Below are 17,233 nucleotides of genomic sequence, written 5' to 3'. Positions count from 1 at the left end.
GCGCTGCAACATCTGCGCGGGTGTTCCCCGACAGGCACACAAGGAAGCAGGGGCAGGTGCTCGCCATAGCGTCAGCATCGCAGGTGAAGGCCCGCCGAGGTGCGTCTCGTCGGACGCCGCCCAGGCGGGCCATCCGCGCGGTGGCATCTTTGGCAGCGGGAGCCGTGGCCGTCGCCCTGCTCTGCACAGCCGACAGTCGGCAGCCGACGGACGATCATCTCGATGCACGCACCTCTGGAGGTGTCATCGTTGTCGCTGCGCCCAAGGCTCACCCCTGGGCAGCCTCGTTCGGTGCCTACTACCTATGCAGTACAAGAGGGCGAGAGATATCGATGGTGTCCCGCCAAGTGGTGTAGCAGCGATCTCTGCATAGCCCCTGGTCATGGGGCGGCCATCGCGCAACTCTCCGAGTAGCGATGCTCGTTGAAGCGAGAGGTGACGCGATGGCCTTGTCCCAGCATGACTTACTCCGCCTGATGGAGTCACTGCGTACGGCGGACGGAATCGAGTTGATCAGGGTTCTGGCCCAGAAGATCCTGCAGGAGCTCATCGAGGCCGAAGCCACCGCCCACATCGGCGCGGAACCCGGCGAGCACACCGAGACCCGCACGACGATGCGCAACGGGCACCGGGAGAAGGTGCTGACCACGCAGGCCGGGGACCTGGACCTGGCGATCCCCAAAGTCCGCACCGGCTCGTTCTTCCCCTCGCTGCTCGAACACCGGCGCCACATCGACCAGGCCCTCTACGCCGTCATCATGGAGGCATACGTCCAGGGCGTGTCCACCCGCAGCGTGGACGACCTGGTCAAAGCCCTCGGCGGTGACACCGGCATCTCCAAGTCCGAGGTCTCCAGGATCTGCGGCGACCTCGACGTCGAGCTGAGCGTGTTCCGCACCCGACCCCTGGACCACACCCGCTTCCCCTACATCTACCTCGACGCCACCTACTGCAAGGCACGGGTGAACCACCAGATCGTCTCGCAGGCCGTGGTCGTCGCCACCGGCATCACCGAGGACGGCGGACGCGAGGTCCTCGGCCTCATGGTCGGCGACAGCGAGACCGAGGTCTTCTGGAGCGATTTCCTGCGCTCGCTGCGCGAGCGGGGGCTGACCGGGGTCCGCCTGGTCATCGCCGACCACCACTCCGGCCTGGTCAAGGCCGTCCGCAAGGTCATGCTCGGCGCCGCCTACCAGCGCTGTCGCGTTCATTTCCTGCCCAATGTCTTCGCGGTGATCCCCAAGGACGCCGCGGCGGACTTCGGCCAGCCCAACGCCGAGGCCGTCCGCGCCCAGCTCGACACCGTCGCGGACATGCTCGGACGCCAGTTCCCCAAGGTCAAAGCGATGCTCCTGGAGGCCAAGGTCGACCTGACCGCGTTCGCGGACTTCCCCGAGCGACATTGGAAGAAGATCCAGTCGACCAACCCCCTGGAGCGGGTCAACCGGGAGATCAAGCGCCGCGTCGACGTCGTCCAGATCTTCCCCAACCCCGACGCCCTCGAACGCCTCACCAGCGCCGTCCTCATCGAGATGCACGACGAATGGATCGCCTTCCCCCGCCGCTACCTCCCCGAAGGCAGCATGGACAAGATCTATCCCCCGGAAGATCGACCCGACACGGGTACACCACTACAGGGGGCATGACCCTGCGCCGTCCCGTGCTGCCATCAGGATGGACCTGCCTCGGCCTCGTCCAGCATCTGGCCCTCGACGTTGAGCGGTTCTGGTTCCGCGCGGTGGCAGCCGGCGAAGACGAGGTCATCAAGTCCCTGGGCGACGACGGCGACGCGTGGCAAGTGGGAGCAGAGGTTCAGGCCGCCGAGATACTCGACCGATACCGCACGGAGAGCGACCTCGCGGACGCCATCATCACTGCCACCGCCGCAGACGCCCCCCTGGCCTGGTGGCCCCACCAGCTCTTCGGCGAACCGCACCTGCACACCCATCGAGACATCCTGCTGCACGTCATCACCGAGACCGCCTGCCACGCCGGCCATCTCGACGCAGCCCGAGAACTCCTCGACGGCCGACGATGGATGGTCCTCACCTGACACGGCCCGCATCTACGCCACCAGAACGAGCCAGAGACAACAAAGTGAACTGAACAGGCATACCCAGACAGCCCTTTGAGGGGCCCGCCCGGGCACCGCTCGCCCCTCCCGCCCGGAACTCAGGAACAAGGGGTCCGACGAGAGCGATGTCCAAGTCCTGACTCGGGCAGCGAGCAAGCAAAGGAAGGCGGGCCGGCTTGCGCCGTTCTCGGCGGTCGCGAGATCCAGGCGCAGGATCTCCCGGTCCTCGTCGGCGTTGTTACCCATCGCGACCAGAGCGCGGGCGGTGATGGTGCGGCCGCCTTCTCGCGTCTTCTGGGTCAGGGCCTCGTCCGGACGACGGTGGCGGGGCCCGCGCACGCGCCGTAGAAGTCGGCGACCTGGGTCACCACGTCACCATTGAAGCCGTTGACCGATCGCAGCGCGGTGGACGCCTTCGCGGATGTCTTGGCAGGGGCGGGGGCGGTGGCCTGTGCGGCTTCCGGAGGTGCGGGCGACGACGAAGGACTCGCCGCGCACCGCCTTGGCGTCCAGGGCGATGCGGTGCCGGCCGGGTAGCACTGCGGAGACGATGGCCAACATGGGGGCGCATCCTTCCGGTTGTGGCTCCTCGCCCGTGTCCCGTGCGAATGCCCCGCCAGCGCCGCAACACACAGCCCGGACGCCCACCAACCGCGTCCGCCACCCCACACCCGACCCGGTCAACCAACACGCCCTGCGGGTCAGCCGGGCTTTCGTGCGCAGCGCTGAGGGCCGTACACCTGCTGCACCGCCTGCCGAGATCGGCACTTATGCCGTTCTGCGGACGTGACCGGGAAGGTCGATCAGACGCATCGCGCACATCCACGCGCCCCGCCACGGTGACGGTCTGGTCGGCCGAGACGGCGCCTTCGCATCTCAGGCCGGCGTCTCAGGCATCACTTGTTCGCGCAGCTCAGGGTGGGTGAGACGGTTGCGTCGTTGCGATTGGGCGGTGGTGGTTGCGGTGGGTCCTCGGCGTCTTCGAAGCTGTGGGTGTCGCACCGGCCGGGGCGATTCGAAGGCCCCGGTGGCAGCTGGTGACGACTCCCCGCCCTGTGCCTGTGTACCGGGCATCCGTGTGGCCGGATGTCCGACGCGCGGCATTCGGCATCCTGCGGTGCCCGGCGACCCCGTGGCTGCGTGATCCCGCGTTCGGCGGGAGAGCGGTCGCGGCCCGACGCGGGCCGGCGCCGGCCGGGAGCGACCCGTAAGAATCACGAAGAGAAGGAAGACACGACATGAGCGACAACACCCACGCACGCCGTCGTCCGGGCCGCCGGGCAGCCGTCGCCGCCGGGCTCGTCCTGGCTGTCGGGCTCGGTGTGTCGATGCAGGCGACAGCACAGGCCACCGCCGCCCCCGCCAAGACATCCGCGAAGGCGTCCACCGCGCTGCGATCGGTCAACGGCTTCAATGGTGACGTGGTGACCCAGGTCGCCGACTTCTACGGCGCGTACGTCGACGCGAAGAACGACTCTTCGTCCCCGGACGCCGCGCTGGCCGGGGCGTTGCGTGCGCACTACCTGGCGCCCGCTGTCGCCGAGCGGCTGAAGGCCTGGGAGAAGAAGAACAAGGTGGACGGTGTCCTGCGGGCCCAGAACGTCCCGATGGAATGGACGGTGAGCGAGGGCGCCACCGGCCTCGAGGCCGTCGTCACCCTGACCTTCGGCGGCGGGGAGTCACCCACGACGACGACCAGGTTCGTCGTGGAGCAGGAGCCGACCGGCGACATCATCGACATCCGTACGACGAACAGCGCCCTCGCGAAGGCGTCCCCCGCGGTGCGGTCGGTCAGTGGCAGGACCGGTGACTCGGTCACCCGGGTCGCCGACTTCTACGGCGCGTACGTCGACGCGAAGGACGACCCGAAGGGCCCGGATGCCGCGCTGGCCGGGGCGTTGCGTGCGCATTACCTGGCGCCCGCCTTCGCTGAGCGGCTGAAGGCCTGGGAGAAGAAGAACAAGGTGGACGGTGTCCTGCGGGCCCAGAACGTGCCGGTGGACTGGACGGTGAGCGAGAGCCGCAACGGCCGTGACATCGTCGTCGCCCACAACTTCGGCGGCGGGGAGGCGCCGACGGTGAGGACCGATCTCGTCGTGGAGTTGGAGCCGGTGTTCGGCGATGTCACTGACATCCGCACCACGAGCACCCGCTGACTCCGCATCCGCTCCGCCTGGTCCGCTTCCGGCTCGTGCCGGGGGCGGACCGGCAGCGCCCCGCCGGCCGACACCGGCGGACCCCACTGCGCGGTGTACGGGACGGCGGGGCCCGACCCAGGGCATCGAGGGAAAGGAACCCGAGACCCTGTACACCGCCTCGTGTCACTCCCGTGAACCAGGCAGGCACCCGCAGGCGCAACGGGTGCCGCGCTCGCCATTTGCTCCGTCAGCCGCCGGTGTCCGACAGGTCGGCGGCGGGGATCGGGACCCAGCGACCGGGTTGGTGATAAACGCGGTCGTACCGGTAGCCGGGCAGTCCTTTGGTGCTGGTGCTGCGGAAGGGACGGCCGTTGTCGTCGATACGGACCGTGCCGGTGCGACCTTGTGACGACCAGTCGAGGTTGAGGTACCAGTCGCAGGTGCAGGACTCGTTGAGCGCGGAGACCACCAGCACTTCGGGCTCCTGCAAAGACACCAGGTAGGGGAAGTCGATCGCGGGGATCTCGGTGCCCGCCGCGTTGTCGCCGGGCATCGAACGGGCCAGGGGCTGGTGCGCATCGAGGTCCACGGAGAAGAAGCGGGGTGTGATGCCGGCGCCGCAGCCGTCGCTCAGGGAGTAGACGCTGCCCCGGTCGGCGACGGGGGCTGCGCGGTTGACCACGCGCACATGCAGGGCCTCCAGGACGACGGCGGCGGAGCCGCGTCCCTGGACCGTGATCTGCACACCGCTGGTGCCCCCGTGCACGGCCCGCTGGGAGGCGACCCACGCCGCGATGTCCTCCGGGTGCGGCGGCGGTGGAACCTGGTCCAGCGGCTCGGCGACGACGTACTCTTCCCCGCAGCCGGTGAGTCCGCCGGTGTGGGAGTTGGCGGTCCAGGTAAGAGGAGCCGCCGAGGGGGCCGCACCGGCGCTTGCGGCGTTCGGCCTGGACTCGCCTCGGTGTGTGGTCGGCGCGGAGGGGGGCCCGGCAGCGGATGCGGTGAAGCCGAGGAGCGCGGCGACGAGCGAGGCCGCCAGAATTCTCGATCGCACGGGTTGCCGTCGGGGGCGCCCGTAAGGCCGGGGCGACGGGGTGAGCTCGGGGCGTTGGCCGGCCGGTGCGACCTGGCTGGGCGCCGCCACGGCCGAGCCGCGGCCGCTCACGGAGACGGCCGACAAAGCATCGCTTGCGGGGGCGATGGATGCGGCTGCGCCCGTCATGGTGTGGGGGCCCGGCCCCTGCCGGGTGTCGGAGGGGCGTGACCGTTGCCGCGCGGTGTGAGCCATGATCCACCGGCGGTGCAGCTCCGTGCGTTCTTCGGGGGAGGCGCCGCAGAGTACGGCGAACCGCTCGATCCCGGCGAAGTCCTGCGGCACCGCTTCCCCGGAGCAGTAGCGGTGCAGGGTGGAGGCGTGCACGCCCATCCGACGGGCCAGTGCCGCGTAGCTGCGGTCGGTGCGCTCCTTCAAACGCCTCAGCAGCAACGCGAAATCCGCTACATCATCGTGCATCGAAACCATGTGGTCGGTACTCGTATCCGTCTGTCGGCCCGTGCGGGCGTCTCCCGATGGGGCACGGCTCCCCGGCACTCCCCGTATCTGCACGCCAAGGAGCCCGAGACGGTTCCAGGATCGCGAAGCGTGACCAGGCCAACACCCGTATCGCGGTGGGGATCTGATGCAGTCTTGCGGTCACGAGATCGCGACTGGCTCCGCCCACGCCAAGTGCTCCAGCGGCCAGGCCGCCTCCCGAACCAGCCTGCGTCAGTGCTCGTTCCGCCGCGCTGGCACCGTTGCAGGATTACGCATCGCAGGCCGCATGGCGGGAGGTTCGGCGGCCTCTCGGTCCCGCCGCGGTGACGTCCGGGATCAGTAGTCGGCCTCCTCCTCTTCGCGCGTCTCGAATGCTTCGCGTGCGCGTTCGACGGCGGGCATGTTCTGCGAGGCCCACTCCAGGAGTACGTCGATGGGGTGCCGCAGGGTTTTGCCGAGTGGGGTGATCCGGTACCGGACCGCCACGGGGCGGGTGGAGGCGATCTCGCGCTCGATCACACCGTTGCGTTCGAGGCGCCGCAGTGTCGCCGTCAGCGACTTCTGTGTGACCTGGGGGATGGCCCGGCGGAGTTCGTTGAAACGGCAGGGGCGTTCGCAGAGTTCGTTGAGGACGCTCAGCGACCACTTGTCGAGGATCTGGTCGAGGAGTTCGCGGTGGGGCGCATTGATGCGGAGTTCGTCGGGGGTATCCATGGCGAAACCTGGTCTCGTTGAAGTGTCCTTCCTCTACTAAGTATCTTCCGGATACCTAATGCGGAGGAGGGAAACCATGTGCCCGTCCAGTACTTCACGCCGCAAGGCATGCTCCAGCCGGTCCCCCGCCACCACGTCGCCGTGGACACCGGGACTACTCACGGCAACACCGCGGTGGAGCTGGCGGGCGCGGGCGCGTCGTTCGCGAACGGGCAGCGCCTGACCTGTTACGTGACCCGGTTCAACCTAGTGAAGACGGCGAGTTCACGACCGGCATGGAAGCCGTCGCCGAGGAAATCGGTCTCCCGTTCTTCATGCCCCGCCTCCCTCATCGGAGCCGACCACCGCAGCGGGATGGTCACCGAGTCCTTGGCAGGCAGCCGGTGTCCTGACGGATCGCGCCCGTCAGGAGCGGCAGATCGAAGGCGAAAGGCGGCGGCGCCGGGGCGCGCCGTCGCGCACGTACCGCCGCGACCAGCCCGGCCCGGATTTCGCGGATGGAAGGGCAACCAGGCCGGCGAGCGCCTCATCTTCCTGCCGTAGGGCCCCGGCAAACCTCCGCTGTTCCGGGACCCTGGCCCTGCCCGTGTCGATCTGCTCGGCGGCCTGCCGCCCCGCGAACAGAAGGAGCAGTCATGCGAAGCAACGCATGTGCATTATCTCCGGCAAGACGGAAGCCCTCGGGGGGATATGGCCTCTTTACTCTGGTCCTCGCGGTCGCGGTGATGATCGCTGCAGCCGCGCTGCCCGGTGTCGCGCAGGAAGCCGCTGCGGCGGATGCCCCGGGGTGCTCGGCCCACGCCACGTCCTTCGCCACGACGCCGGTGGAGGAGGGCACTGCCGGCCTGCGCATCGGTTGCGCCCGCGACGCAGGAGGCCTCCGCGATCTGGCGCGTGGTGACGACGACCTGGTGGCGGCTCTTGACTTCAATCCCGGGGACCGGCCGGAGCAGCTGCACGAGCTGATGCAACAACTGGTCGACACCACCCGCAGGGACCAGGCCAACGGGCTCTCCCTCGGCGATTCCCTCACGCTGCAGACCGAACGGAACAGCATCGGCTACTACCAGCAGCCGGGCGACAGCATCGACTACGACGGCAGCGTGCAGATCGTCGGTGACAGCCTGGTGTTCGTCGTGCCGGCCAGCGACATCGCCGCTGCAGGCTTTGTGGACGGTTGGTGGAAGAAGCTTGTCGCCGGCCTGGCTGCCGGCGCCTCCGGGCTCGCGGCCAGCGCACTGTGCATGCTCGTCCTGAACGCGAGCGCGGCCATCCTCGGAGCGGTCTGCGGCGCCGTGGGCGGAGCCGTGACAGGGGGTGTCGGTGAGCTGCTCAATGCCGTCCTGGAGCACAAGCCGATCGACGCGGAGGTGTGGGGTTCCGCGCTGGGCAGCGCGATGGCAGGTGCGGCCCTGGGCGGAACCGGCGGTTGGCTCCTGAATTTCGTGACGGTCGGATCCACCTCCCTGATCCTCAATATCCAGAACTTCCTGCGCGAATTGGCGTCGAAGTTCGGGGCCTGGGGGGACCCGCTCGCAGCCGTCGCGAACGTATTGCGCAACGGCAACGTGGCCGAGCGGGTGACCGAAGCCGTCCGCTGGGTCGTTGGCGGGGGCGGCACCAGGAACGTAGACGTGCGGATCATGCCGCTGGGCGACTCCATCACCTACGGCACGGGCAGCACCAGTGGAGCCGGGTACCGGTCCACGCTGTTCAGGGCGCTGAACGAGGAGGGCGAGGTGGAATACGTCGGCTCGCAGTGGTCCGGGCCCGCGATTTCGCCCAACTCCCACGAGGGGCATCCTGGCTGGCTGATCGGGGACATCGCCGGCATCGCGGACTCCGTTCTGACGACGTACCGGCCCAACGTGGTGCTGCTGCACATCGGCACCAACGACATGAGCAACAACGTCGACCCCGACGGCGCGCCGGCCCGGCTCGGCAGTCTGATCGATCAGATCCTTCGGTATGACCCCGAAGTGACGCTGCTCGTCTCGACCATCGTGCCGTCCTCGTTCCCGGAGACCAACGCCCGGATCGCCAGGTACAACGCGGCAATACCCGGTGTCGTGGAGGCCCGGCGGGCGGCGGGCAAGCACGTCCGGCTGGTCCGGATGGACGCGGTCAGCACCGCCAATCTGGCCGACGGCCTGCACCCTGACAACCGCGGCTACGAGAAGATGGCGGCGGCGTTCTACGACGGGCTCCTCCATGCGGCCGATGACGGCTGGCTGGCGGGACCCGGCGGGGGCGACGGACCGGTCGGGGGGCCTGTCAAGGGGTGGTTCCCGCAAGGGACCATCGCCGGCGGTGTCGGCGCGACAGGCAGCCACACCCGGTTCGCGGACATCAACGGCGACGGCCGCGCCGACTACCTCAAACTCAACGACGACAGCTCCGTCCAGGCCTGGCTCAACGGCGGACCCAACCCCGACCCCAAAGAACCCACCGGCAGCGACTGGGCGTGGTACCCACAAGGAACCATCGCCGGCGGCGTCGGCACGACAGGCAGCCACATCCGCTTCGCAGACATCAACGGCGACGGCCGCGCCGACTACCTCAAACTCAACGACGACAGCTCCGTCCAGGCCTGGCTCAACGGCGGACCCAACCCCGACCCCAAAGAACCCACCGGCAGCGACTGGGCGTGGTACCCACAAGGAACCATCGCCGGCGGTGTCGGCGCGACGGGTACTCGGGTTCGCTTCGCGCCACTGTACGGGCGACGCTCCGCCGACTACGTCCTCCTGGGCAGCGGCGACGGCGTGAACTACGACAGCTCCGCCCAGGTCTGGCAGAACGGCGGACCCAACCCCACCCAACCTGTCGGCAGCGACTGGCTGTGGTACCCGGGCGGGAGCATCGCCAGCGGAGTCGGCGTCGACGGTGCACGTATCCACTTCGCCGACCTCAACAACGACGGCCGTGCCGACTACCTCGACGTCGACCCTCAGAACGGCGCCACCCGCGCCTGGATCAACTACGGCTGACGGTACGCACCGCTCGGGGTTGGTGGCGCCTGCGCCGATCCCCGAGCGGTTCAGGTTGGTGTCGCACACCCCTGCGATGGGCGGATACGGCACGTCGGGTACCTGCTCCCCTGCCGGGCGAAGGAGGAGGTGCAGGGTGAGGGGGCTCATCGTCTGCTGAAGGAGCAGCAGTGGCGGCAGGTCGCGAATGCGGCCCGCCGCCGCTTCGTCGCTGAGTCATTGTCCGACCCCTTGGAACAGGGGCGTCCTGGAGTCAGGCGACGGTTTCCTCGACACTCGCCGTCACCGGGGCCGCCGTGCCGGTCTTCCCGGTCCGATCGCTTCTGGGCCGTTCAGCGGCCGATGCCGTCCAGTTCGGTCAAGTCCTCATCGGAAAGGGTGAGCCGCGCGCCGGCGATGTTCTCGCGCAGGTGCGCCGTCGATGACGTGCCGGGGATGAGCAGGATGTTCGGGGACCGCTGCAGCAGCCAGGCCAGGGCGACGGACATCGGTGTCGCCCCCAGTCGGGCGGCGACCCGCGAGAGCGCCGAGGACTGCAGCGGGGTGAAGCCCCCGAGGGGGAAGAAGGGCACGTATGCGACGCCGTCGTCGGAGAGCCGGTCGATGAGCTTGTCGTCGTGGCGGTGGGCGAGGTTGTACATGTTCTGCACGCACACGATCGGCGCGATGCCCTGCGCCTCGGCGACCTGCTCGTCGGTGGCGTTGCTGACCCCGAGGTGGCGGACGAGGCCCTGCTGCTGGAGTTCGACGAGCGCCCCGAAGGCCTCGGCGAGCGAGCCGGGCTGAGGGCCTTCGGCGTTGCCGAGCCGGAGGTTGACCAGGTCCAGTACGTCGAGCCGCAGGGAGGCGAGGTTCTCGTGGACCTGGCGGCGCAGATCTTCGGGCCGTCGGGCGAGAGGCCAGCCGCCCTGCGCGTCCCGTGTCGCGCCCACCTTGGTCACGATGTGCAGCGAGCTGGGATAGGGGTGCAGTGCCTCGCGGATCAACTCGTTGGTGACGCGCGGCCCGTAGGCGTCGCTGGTGTCGATGTGGGTAACACCGAGGGCGACTGCCTCACGCAGAACGGCCAGGGCACCCTCGCGATCGGCCGGCGGGCCCATCACCCACGGGCCGGCCAGTTGCATGGCGCCGTAGCCGAACCGGGTCACGGTCAGGTCACCCAGCATCCAGGTGCCGCCGGGAAGGGAGAGGGAGGAATTACTCATGACGGTGCCTTTCGCCGTGCACTTGAGAGGGGTGACGCATGCCGCGTTCCTGCACCACCCTCGGAGAGATACTTCTCGTGGGGAAGTAGGCACTTGGGAGTGCGTAAGCCACCCAACGGTGAAAGGTCCGATCAGTGAAAGCGATGACAGCGGCCCAGAAGAGGGCCCAGGCCAAGATGGAGTTCAACGCCTTCCTGGCGGAATGCCCGAGTCGGCAACTCCTCGACCGAATCTCGGATAAATGGGTTGTACTGATCCTTTGCGCGCTGGGCGGCGACCACGACCCCCAACCCTCCGGCCCCGCACGCGCGGACACCCCGAAAGCGATGCGCTACTCCGAGATCGCCCGCCTCCTGGCCGGGGCCAGCCAGAAAATGCTGACCCAGACACTACGGTCACTGGAACACGACGGCCTCCTCACCCGCACCGTCACACCAACCGTCCCCGTCACCGTCACGTACGAACTCACCGACCTCGGCCTGTCACTCCACCGCATGACCCGCGGCCTCAGAGACTGGGCGCAGGCACACATGGCCGACGTCCTCGCACACCGCGACAACCGCGACACCCCCACCACCTGAACGCACCCCAGCACCGCCAGGCCGGCCCGGCACGAGCCCGCCCCCACCCCGGCTGACCAGGTCACTACATGTCGGCCGGCGAAGCGGTCACGGTCTTCAAGGATCGCCGCGATGCCGAGCGCGGCCGACGGCTCCACGACGAGGCCGGCGTGGTCGAGGAGCATCCGCATATCGGCGGTGATCGACGTCTCCTGGACCCGGACGGCGTCGTCTGCAACCACGAGGAGGTCCCCAGGACTGCCGGGATGGGACATCGGCCGGCAGCGCCGTCGGCGATGGTGTTGGTCGAGTCAGTGGTGACGACACGTCTTTGGCGCCACAAGTGCGTCAACGCCGTTGCGCCCAGCGGCTGGACGCAGATCACCTCGACTGCGGGCGCCAAGGCCTTCACCACATGACCCACGCCGGTTGCCGGCGCCCCGCCCCCGAGAGCGATCAGGACGGAGTCGAACGACGGCGTGGTGTCACCAGTTCCAGGCTGATGGTCGCCGCTCCTTCACAGGTCTCGATGTCGAGGCTGTCCTCGACCAGTCGGATCCCGTGGTTCCGTGAGCAACTGTCGGGAGTTGCGGGTCGGTTGAAGTAGCGCGTTGTGCCGGGTTCTTCACGTCGTTCGGCGAGACCCTTCTCGATGAGGGCGCCGGATCGCGCATGCCGTGTCGACGGCAGTCGCGCACGATGTCGGCACACGACTCGGTAGACTCCCGTAGCCTCTTCGCCCGCCCGATCAGCTCCTTCGAGTCGGCCTGCGACAGGTCCCACTCCTGGTCAGCCTCGTGACGGTGGCTGGCACTGCCCGGCCGAGCTGCCCAGGAACTACTCCAGTGCGGCGAGAAGTCCCCGGTCAGCGGGTCTCAGCTCATGCACGGTCTCTCGTCTCGCTCGGGCATGTACGTTGCCGCGAACTCCCCGACCCATGCAAGGTGCCCCATACAGGTATCGTGCTGCGCGAGTTGCCTGAGGGCGGGGGCAAACACAGCCGATTCAGTGGGAGCAACGCGGTGCGCAAGCTCAGGACGGCCGTCCCCTTCCTTGCCCTGTTCGTGGTGGTGGGGTGTTCCTCGTCCGAAGGCAAGGACGAGGAGTTGCTGACGGAGCTACAAAAGAGCTACTGCCTGCAGCTGGGGGTGTGGCAGACGGCGCGCGATGCCGGCCGCACAGCCGTGCCTGAGTCACCGGAGGCCGAGGAGGCCGAACTCGCCGCTGACGGCGTCCTCCTGGCGATGCGACCGCTGCGGGATGAAACCGTGAGAGGAGGCCAGACCTTGGAAGAAGAGACGGTTCTGGCGATAAGCAACGGTGACGGCAACGCGGAAGGGCATGTGGTGCAGTACTGCGGGGATGTCGGCTTTGAGACACTCACCCGCTAACCCGACATGTGAGCGCCCTCTGCACGCCCGTTGCCGGGAGGGGTGAAGGCCTGCTGATCAGCTATGCGACAGTCGGGGCTGGTCGAGCCGCCGGCTGTGGCGGTGGACGGCTCGCCAGCGGACGCGAACGCTCGCCATCGTTCCAACAGCAGTGGCCGCGTCTCGACACCGTCGCCGTCCGGTGCGAGGACGGGTTCAGCGTGCCGGTGCCGGCCCCATCGGCGAAGTCCTGCCGTCCGACAGCGAGATGCGGATCGGCGCGGAAGGGTTCGGCTCCCATCAGGAAGGAGATCTGCCCGCGGGTGAAGGGCCCGCCGTAGGCACCGCTCAGGCCAGTTCCTCCGACACGACGTCGGTGGCCCGGCCCCGCATGTTCGTGGCGAAGATCGACACTGCGTCGAAGGCGGCGTGCCGGGCGACCTCGAACGGAATACGGCGACCATCGATGAGCGTGACCAGGTCGGGATCGTCAGCGTCTGCGAAGGACTGCCGCTCATCGTCCCAGTCGATGTTGTAGCCGACCCAGACCACCAGCTCGAAGGTGTCCTCGCCGTCAGCATCGACATAGACCTGTTCGGCTCGGCGGGTACGGAGTCGGTCCGCCTGCCAGCTCTCACAGAACATCGCCTCATAGCCATGCACCGCGCCATCGAAGAGCAGAATCCGCTGTCCCGACTCGGTGACCGCGTACACCTGCGCGGGCAGGTCGTCACCGACGATCAGCCCATCGAGCAGCTCCCCGTAGTAGCGCAGCTGGAATCGAGTCCGGCCGTCCTTGGACCGCAGCCGCGCCGCACAGCCGACCTCCAGCAGCCCGGCCCAGAAGTTCTCGGTCACGTTACCGGGACGGTCCGCCGGCTCCGTCAGACCGAACAGGTGGGGCGGCCCAGGGCGCGTTGTCGACCCGGACACGGACAAGCCATGCGTCATGTGCTCAATCATCAGGTATTCGATCCAGGCAGGCCAACGGCCACCGGACGAAGGTTGCCTGATGCGGCACTCGCCCGCTGCGTTCCAGCCCGTTGTACTGCCCGGCTCTCGACCGCACGTATCGCTGATCCCCCGGCTCCTCGCGTGGTCGGACTCGTAGAACCCGACCGGGGAGGCCCGATCAGGCGGGTGTTCCTGCGTCGCGCCCCTGGTCGGGGCCTCATGACCGGGAACCGGACCGGGCGCTGCAGGTTGCCTCTTGCTCAATGCCCCGTCCTGCCTTCGGTGCGGCGGCGGCCGCGTCGGCCTGCAACCCGCCCAGCCGCTGCGCCAGCGGATCCTCACCGCGCTCGCCCGGCATCGCATGGCCACGACCGGCCAGTTCCACCGGATACTCCGGCCAGGCAGGTCGCGGCAGTTGGTCTCTGGGCTTCCCTGACCGTGCAACATGGCCCGGTCAGGGCGCTGACGCAGGCACCTGCATGCCTCTCCGAGTCGGCCGGACCTTGCGGATACGAGGCCGGCGCAGAAGATGGCGTCCTGCGCCGGCTTCGTTCCTTTCCCTGAATCAGTACTGGGTGTACTTCATCCAGTCGTAGCGGGCTGTGAGCGGGGTGCCGGGGTAGGTGAACGGGCCGAGCCAACCGTTGACGCCGGTGCCCGGCCACAGGTTGGCCATGATGCGCATCGGGTGGGTGGGGAGCGGACCACGCGAGCCGTTCTCCTGGTGGACGAGCCTGCCGTCCACGAACCAGTTGATGGTGCCCTGGTTCCACCACTCGATGGCGTAGTCGTGGTACCCGGCGGAGGCGTCGAACCCGAGGTTGATGATGGTCTCGTGGCCGCCGACACCATTGGTGAAGTAGTTGGTCTGCATCTGAGTCGTGTTCTTGCCGAGGATTTCGACGTCGATCTCGTCCCAGGGCTGGCCGTCGCTCGGGCCGGTGTAGGTGAAGAACCCGGTGACGGTGCCTTCGCGCTTGACCGCCTGGAGCCGGGCCTCGAACCGGCCGTACGAGTACAGATCGTTGGTGCGGTACTCGCCGGAAGCGTAGGGCTTGCCGGAACAGCCGGCGGGGCAGGTCGCGGTGTCGAGGTTCTGGCCCATGACGCCGCCGTTGAACCAGACGTGGTCCGCGCGCCAGCCGACGTTGAACATGCCGCCGTTGGACCAGCCGTCGGCCTTGTGCCAGCGGCCGGTGTCGTAGGAGTTGAAGTTGTCGACGAAGCTGCCGCCGACGGCGTGCGCGGGGGTGGCTATCGGGTTGAAGATCAACGTGAGGGCTGCGAGGGGGGTGAGCAGCCAGCGATACTTGCGGAACCGGTGAGCTGTCGTGCGAGATTCCATTTCGGCCTCCTTAGGGGTACGAGCGGCATCGGGGGCCGCGGGCCAAGCGCGTCGGCCGTCAGCAAGGTCGACCGACGAATCAGCTTTGGTAGCCGTGGTCCGAGGCTGCTCGTGCCGTGAAATCCGTGTGCGGGGACAGGCTCGGCGTCCACCGGCGGCACAGCCGTGCGGGGGATGGACACCTGTTGTGCTGGGCAGAGCCGCTCGACCTCAGTCCTCCCTGCACCACTGGCTGAAGGACCAGGAGACGCGGGTGGCGCGCATGCCGATGGCGTGAAGGTCGCAGCGTGACAACCGGACAACGCCTCGGCATGTGCGTTCGGCGCATGGGTGGCGCGCCGCGAGCGGAAGTTTTGGGACCGCTTCCAGAAAGTAGCAGCGCTCAACTAAGCCGACAAGAGATTGGAGACACTCCATGGAGCACGGAGGAAACCATCCGTTCACTCCGCGATGCCAGGCGCGAGCGCGGTTCACGTCAGCCTGACCCCACTCTGGGATCGATACCGAACGGTTCTGGCTCTTCACAGAGCCGAGGCGACAGACGACGGAGTAGCTATTGACACGCCTGGAGCACGGGTTCCAGCATGTGCTCACGAAGGCAGTGTGTTCAAACCTTGAACTGGAAGCGCTCCCAACCATGGTCGTGCGAGGTGCGCGCCTCCCCCTACGAGCACTGATGACCACGCAGCAGCTTGCGCTGTGCGGAGTGCGCCGCCTCGGGGCCGCACAGCCGACGCTTCACCCCGAGCGCATCCAAACCCGGACCTTGCACCGGCACACCAACGAAGGAGCCTCAATTCATGAGCAGAGTGCGACGGTTGCTCATCCCGGTTGCCTGCGCGGCCCTCACCGCCGGCGCCCTCGGCGGAGGAGGAGAGGCCACTGCCGCGCCGAACGCTTCGGCGCCCGACCACACGTTGCCCAGGAACACTCGCTTCTACGTCGACCCCGAGGCCGGCGCTGCCCAGCAGGCTGCTGCCGACCTCAAGGCCGGCAAGGTCGACGATGCCCTGCGGATGGCCCAACTGGCCACCTGGCCACAGGCGATCTGGCTCGACTACGGCACACCGGCCGAGATTGAAGAGGTCGTTCGCAAGAAGATGCGGGCGGCCCGGGCCACGGGCACCGTCCCGGTCTTTGTCATATACAACGTCACCGGGCGCGACTGCAGCTTCTACTCGTCCGGCGGCGCGGACAGCCCCGAGGAGTACCGCGCCTGGGTCCAGGGCGTGGCCGACGGCATTGGCGCCGGACGCGCCGTGGTCATCGTCGAGCCCGACGGCCTGGCCCTGCTGCCGAAGGACTGCCCCGAGGGTGACGCGGACGGCACTCGCACCGATGAGCGGTACGCCAACATCCGCACCGCAGTGGACATCGTCGTGTCCAAGCCCAAGACATCCGTGTACCTCGACGGAGGCAGCAGCAACTGGCAGCCGGGGGGCGAATTGGCAGGGCGGCTGATCAAGGCCGACCTGGCCAAAACCCAGGGCTTCGCCCTGAACGTTTCCAACTACCAGCCCACCGACCAGCTCAACCGGTACGCCACCTGGGTCTCCAAGTGTGTCTGGTACGCAACCGAGGGGCCGGAGGAGGCTCGCGGCGGGACCGACACCTGCGCCAGCCAGTACTACTCGCCGGCCGCCCCCAACGACGGGCAGCCCGGCAACTCGGTGGACTTCTACGACCCATCCACATGGAAGTGGGTCGACGCCTGGTTCGACGGGGCCGTGGGCCGCCCGCCGGTCAAGGACCTGTCGCACTACGTCCTCGACAACAGTCGCAACGGTCTCGGCGCCTGGATACCTCCGGTGGGCAAATACACCGATGCCGAGCCCTGGTGCAACGCCCCCGGACGCGGTGTCGGCGCCCGGCCCACCGCCAACACCGGCCAGCCGCTGGCCGACGCGTACCTGTACGTGAAGACGATCGGCGAGTCGGACGGCAGCTGCCGTCGAGGTACAGCAGGCCCCATCGACCCGGAATACGGAATCGAGGACCCGGCGGCCGGCGCCTGGTGGCCGGATTTCGCGCACACCCTGGCCAAGAACGCGAAGCCCGCGCTCACGTTCAACACCGGCTGGTAGCAGTTGCGGGCCGCTCGACCGCCCATACGAAGGCTGGTCGAGCGGCCCCGCTGCCGAACGCCGTTCACCATCTCGTTCCTGGGGGTCGTACGCGTCGGCCTGGATGCCCGTGGTGCCGCACTCGCCGGACCGGTCGAGGCGCTCGGTCAAGTGCCGCGTGATCTGCGCCAGGTTCGACTGGTAGCGCTCCCAATACATGCGCAAACGACCTTGTGGCACCAAGAGGCGAACAGGGCAGGCGAGCGATGCCAGCAACACCAGGCCA

General features: G+C 68.2%; 13 protein-coding genes and 1 pseudogene. 7 read left to right on the top strand and 7 right to left on the bottom strand.

All coding sequences use genetic code 11. The annotated features are described in order from the left end of the window. The first annotated feature begins 443 nt into the window (after positions 1–443). Positions 444–1,646 carry an IS256 family transposase gene (locus ABT296_RS30730; protein WP_351931986.1) on the top strand — a complete coding sequence of 401 codons (1,203 nt, stop codon included), beginning with the start codon at positions 444–446 and terminating at the stop codon, positions 1,644–1,646. Continuing rightward, a complete protein-coding gene (locus tag ABT296_RS30725) occupies positions 1,643–2,053 on the top strand; it encodes a mycothiol transferase (protein WP_351931984.1) in 411 nt (136 codons plus the stop codon). Before ABT296_RS30730 ends, ABT296_RS30725 begins: the two co-directional genes overlap by 4 nt. Before the next feature lie 393 nt (positions 2,054–2,446). On the opposite strand, the gene ABT296_RS30720 is transcribed toward ABT296_RS30725, so the two are convergent. Continuing rightward, entirely contained in the window at positions 2,447–2,635 is a 189-nt protein-coding gene (locus ABT296_RS30720) for a hypothetical protein (RefSeq protein ID WP_351932030.1), read from the bottom strand. A 677-nt stretch (positions 2,636–3,312) separates the two neighbouring features. On the opposite strand from ABT296_RS30720, the gene ABT296_RS30715 reads away from it, so the two are divergent. After that, entirely contained in the window at positions 3,313–4,230 is a 918-nt protein-coding gene (locus ABT296_RS30715; RefSeq protein ID WP_351931982.1) for a hypothetical protein, read from the top strand. Between the two features lie 229 nt (positions 4,231–4,459). Here ABT296_RS30715 and ABT296_RS30710 read toward each other — a convergent pair whose 3' ends face one another. After that, positions 4,460–5,725 (bottom strand): helix-turn-helix domain-containing protein, encoded by a 1,266-nt coding sequence (locus tag ABT296_RS30710; protein WP_502977366.1) that lies wholly within the window; start codon positions 5,723–5,725, stop codon positions 4,460–4,462. Between the two features lie 357 nt (positions 5,726–6,082). Then, entirely contained in the window at positions 6,083–6,460 is a 378-nt protein-coding gene (locus ABT296_RS30705) for a winged helix-turn-helix transcriptional regulator (protein WP_351931978.1), read from the bottom strand. Positions 6,461–7,095: 635 nt separating this feature from the next. Here ABT296_RS30705 and ABT296_RS30695 point away from each other — a divergent pair. Continuing rightward, positions 7,096–9,450 carry a GDSL-type esterase/lipase family protein gene (locus ABT296_RS30695; protein ID WP_351931976.1) on the top strand — a complete coding sequence of 785 codons (2,355 nt, stop codon included), beginning with the start codon at positions 7,096–7,098 and terminating at the stop codon, positions 9,448–9,450. A 332-nt stretch (positions 9,451–9,782) separates the two neighbouring features. Here ABT296_RS30695 and ABT296_RS30690 read toward each other — a convergent pair whose 3' ends face one another. Further along, a complete protein-coding gene (locus ABT296_RS30690; RefSeq protein ID WP_351931974.1) occupies positions 9,783–10,655 on the bottom strand; it encodes an aldo/keto reductase family oxidoreductase in 873 nt (290 codons plus the stop codon). 143 nt (positions 10,656–10,798) lie between these two features. Here ABT296_RS30690 and ABT296_RS30685 point away from each other — a divergent pair, with 143 nt between their 5' ends. Next, positions 10,799–11,236, top strand: a complete 438-nt coding sequence (locus ABT296_RS30685) for a winged helix-turn-helix transcriptional regulator (protein WP_351931972.1) — start codon at positions 10,799–10,801, stop codon at positions 11,234–11,236. 47 nt (positions 11,237–11,283) lie between these two features. Here the strand turns inward: ABT296_RS30685 and ABT296_RS30680 are convergent. Next, positions 11,284–11,788 (bottom strand): annotated as a pseudogene (locus ABT296_RS30680) (pyridoxal-phosphate dependent enzyme); the annotation flags it as partial. A 389-nt stretch (positions 11,789–12,177) separates the two neighbouring features. Here ABT296_RS30680 and ABT296_RS30675 point away from each other — a divergent pair. Continuing rightward, positions 12,178–12,606: a hypothetical protein gene (locus ABT296_RS30675; protein WP_351931970.1), complete on the top strand. Its 429-nt coding sequence runs from the start codon at positions 12,178–12,180 to the stop codon at positions 12,604–12,606. Between the two features lie 327 nt (positions 12,607–12,933). On the opposite strand, the gene ABT296_RS30670 is transcribed toward ABT296_RS30675, so the two are convergent. After that, on the bottom strand, positions 12,934–13,443 hold the full coding sequence (locus ABT296_RS30670) for a hypothetical protein (RefSeq protein WP_351931968.1): 510 nt from the start codon (positions 13,441–13,443) through the stop codon (positions 12,934–12,936). A gap of 661 nt (positions 13,444–14,104) precedes the next feature. After that, positions 14,105–14,884 carry a beta-glucanase gene (gene bglS, locus ABT296_RS30665; RefSeq protein ID WP_351931966.1) on the bottom strand — a complete coding sequence of 260 codons (780 nt, stop codon included), beginning with the start codon at positions 14,882–14,884 and terminating at the stop codon, positions 14,105–14,107. Positions 14,885–15,702: 818 nt separating this feature from the next. Here bglS and ABT296_RS30660 point away from each other — a divergent pair. After that, entirely contained in the window at positions 15,703–16,968 is a 1,266-nt protein-coding gene (locus tag ABT296_RS30660) for a glycoside hydrolase family 6 protein (protein WP_351931964.1), read from the top strand. The last annotated feature ends 265 nt before the right edge of the window (positions 16,969–17,233 follow it).

Origin of the sequence: Streptomyces sp. NPDC000983, from assembly GCF_040299205.1 — a bacterium.
GTDB lineage: Bacteria > Actinomycetota > Actinomycetes > Streptomycetales > Streptomycetaceae > Streptomyces.
The sequence above is the reverse complement of the archived record's forward strand: the minus strand, read 5'-3'. Positions and strand labels throughout refer to the sequence as shown.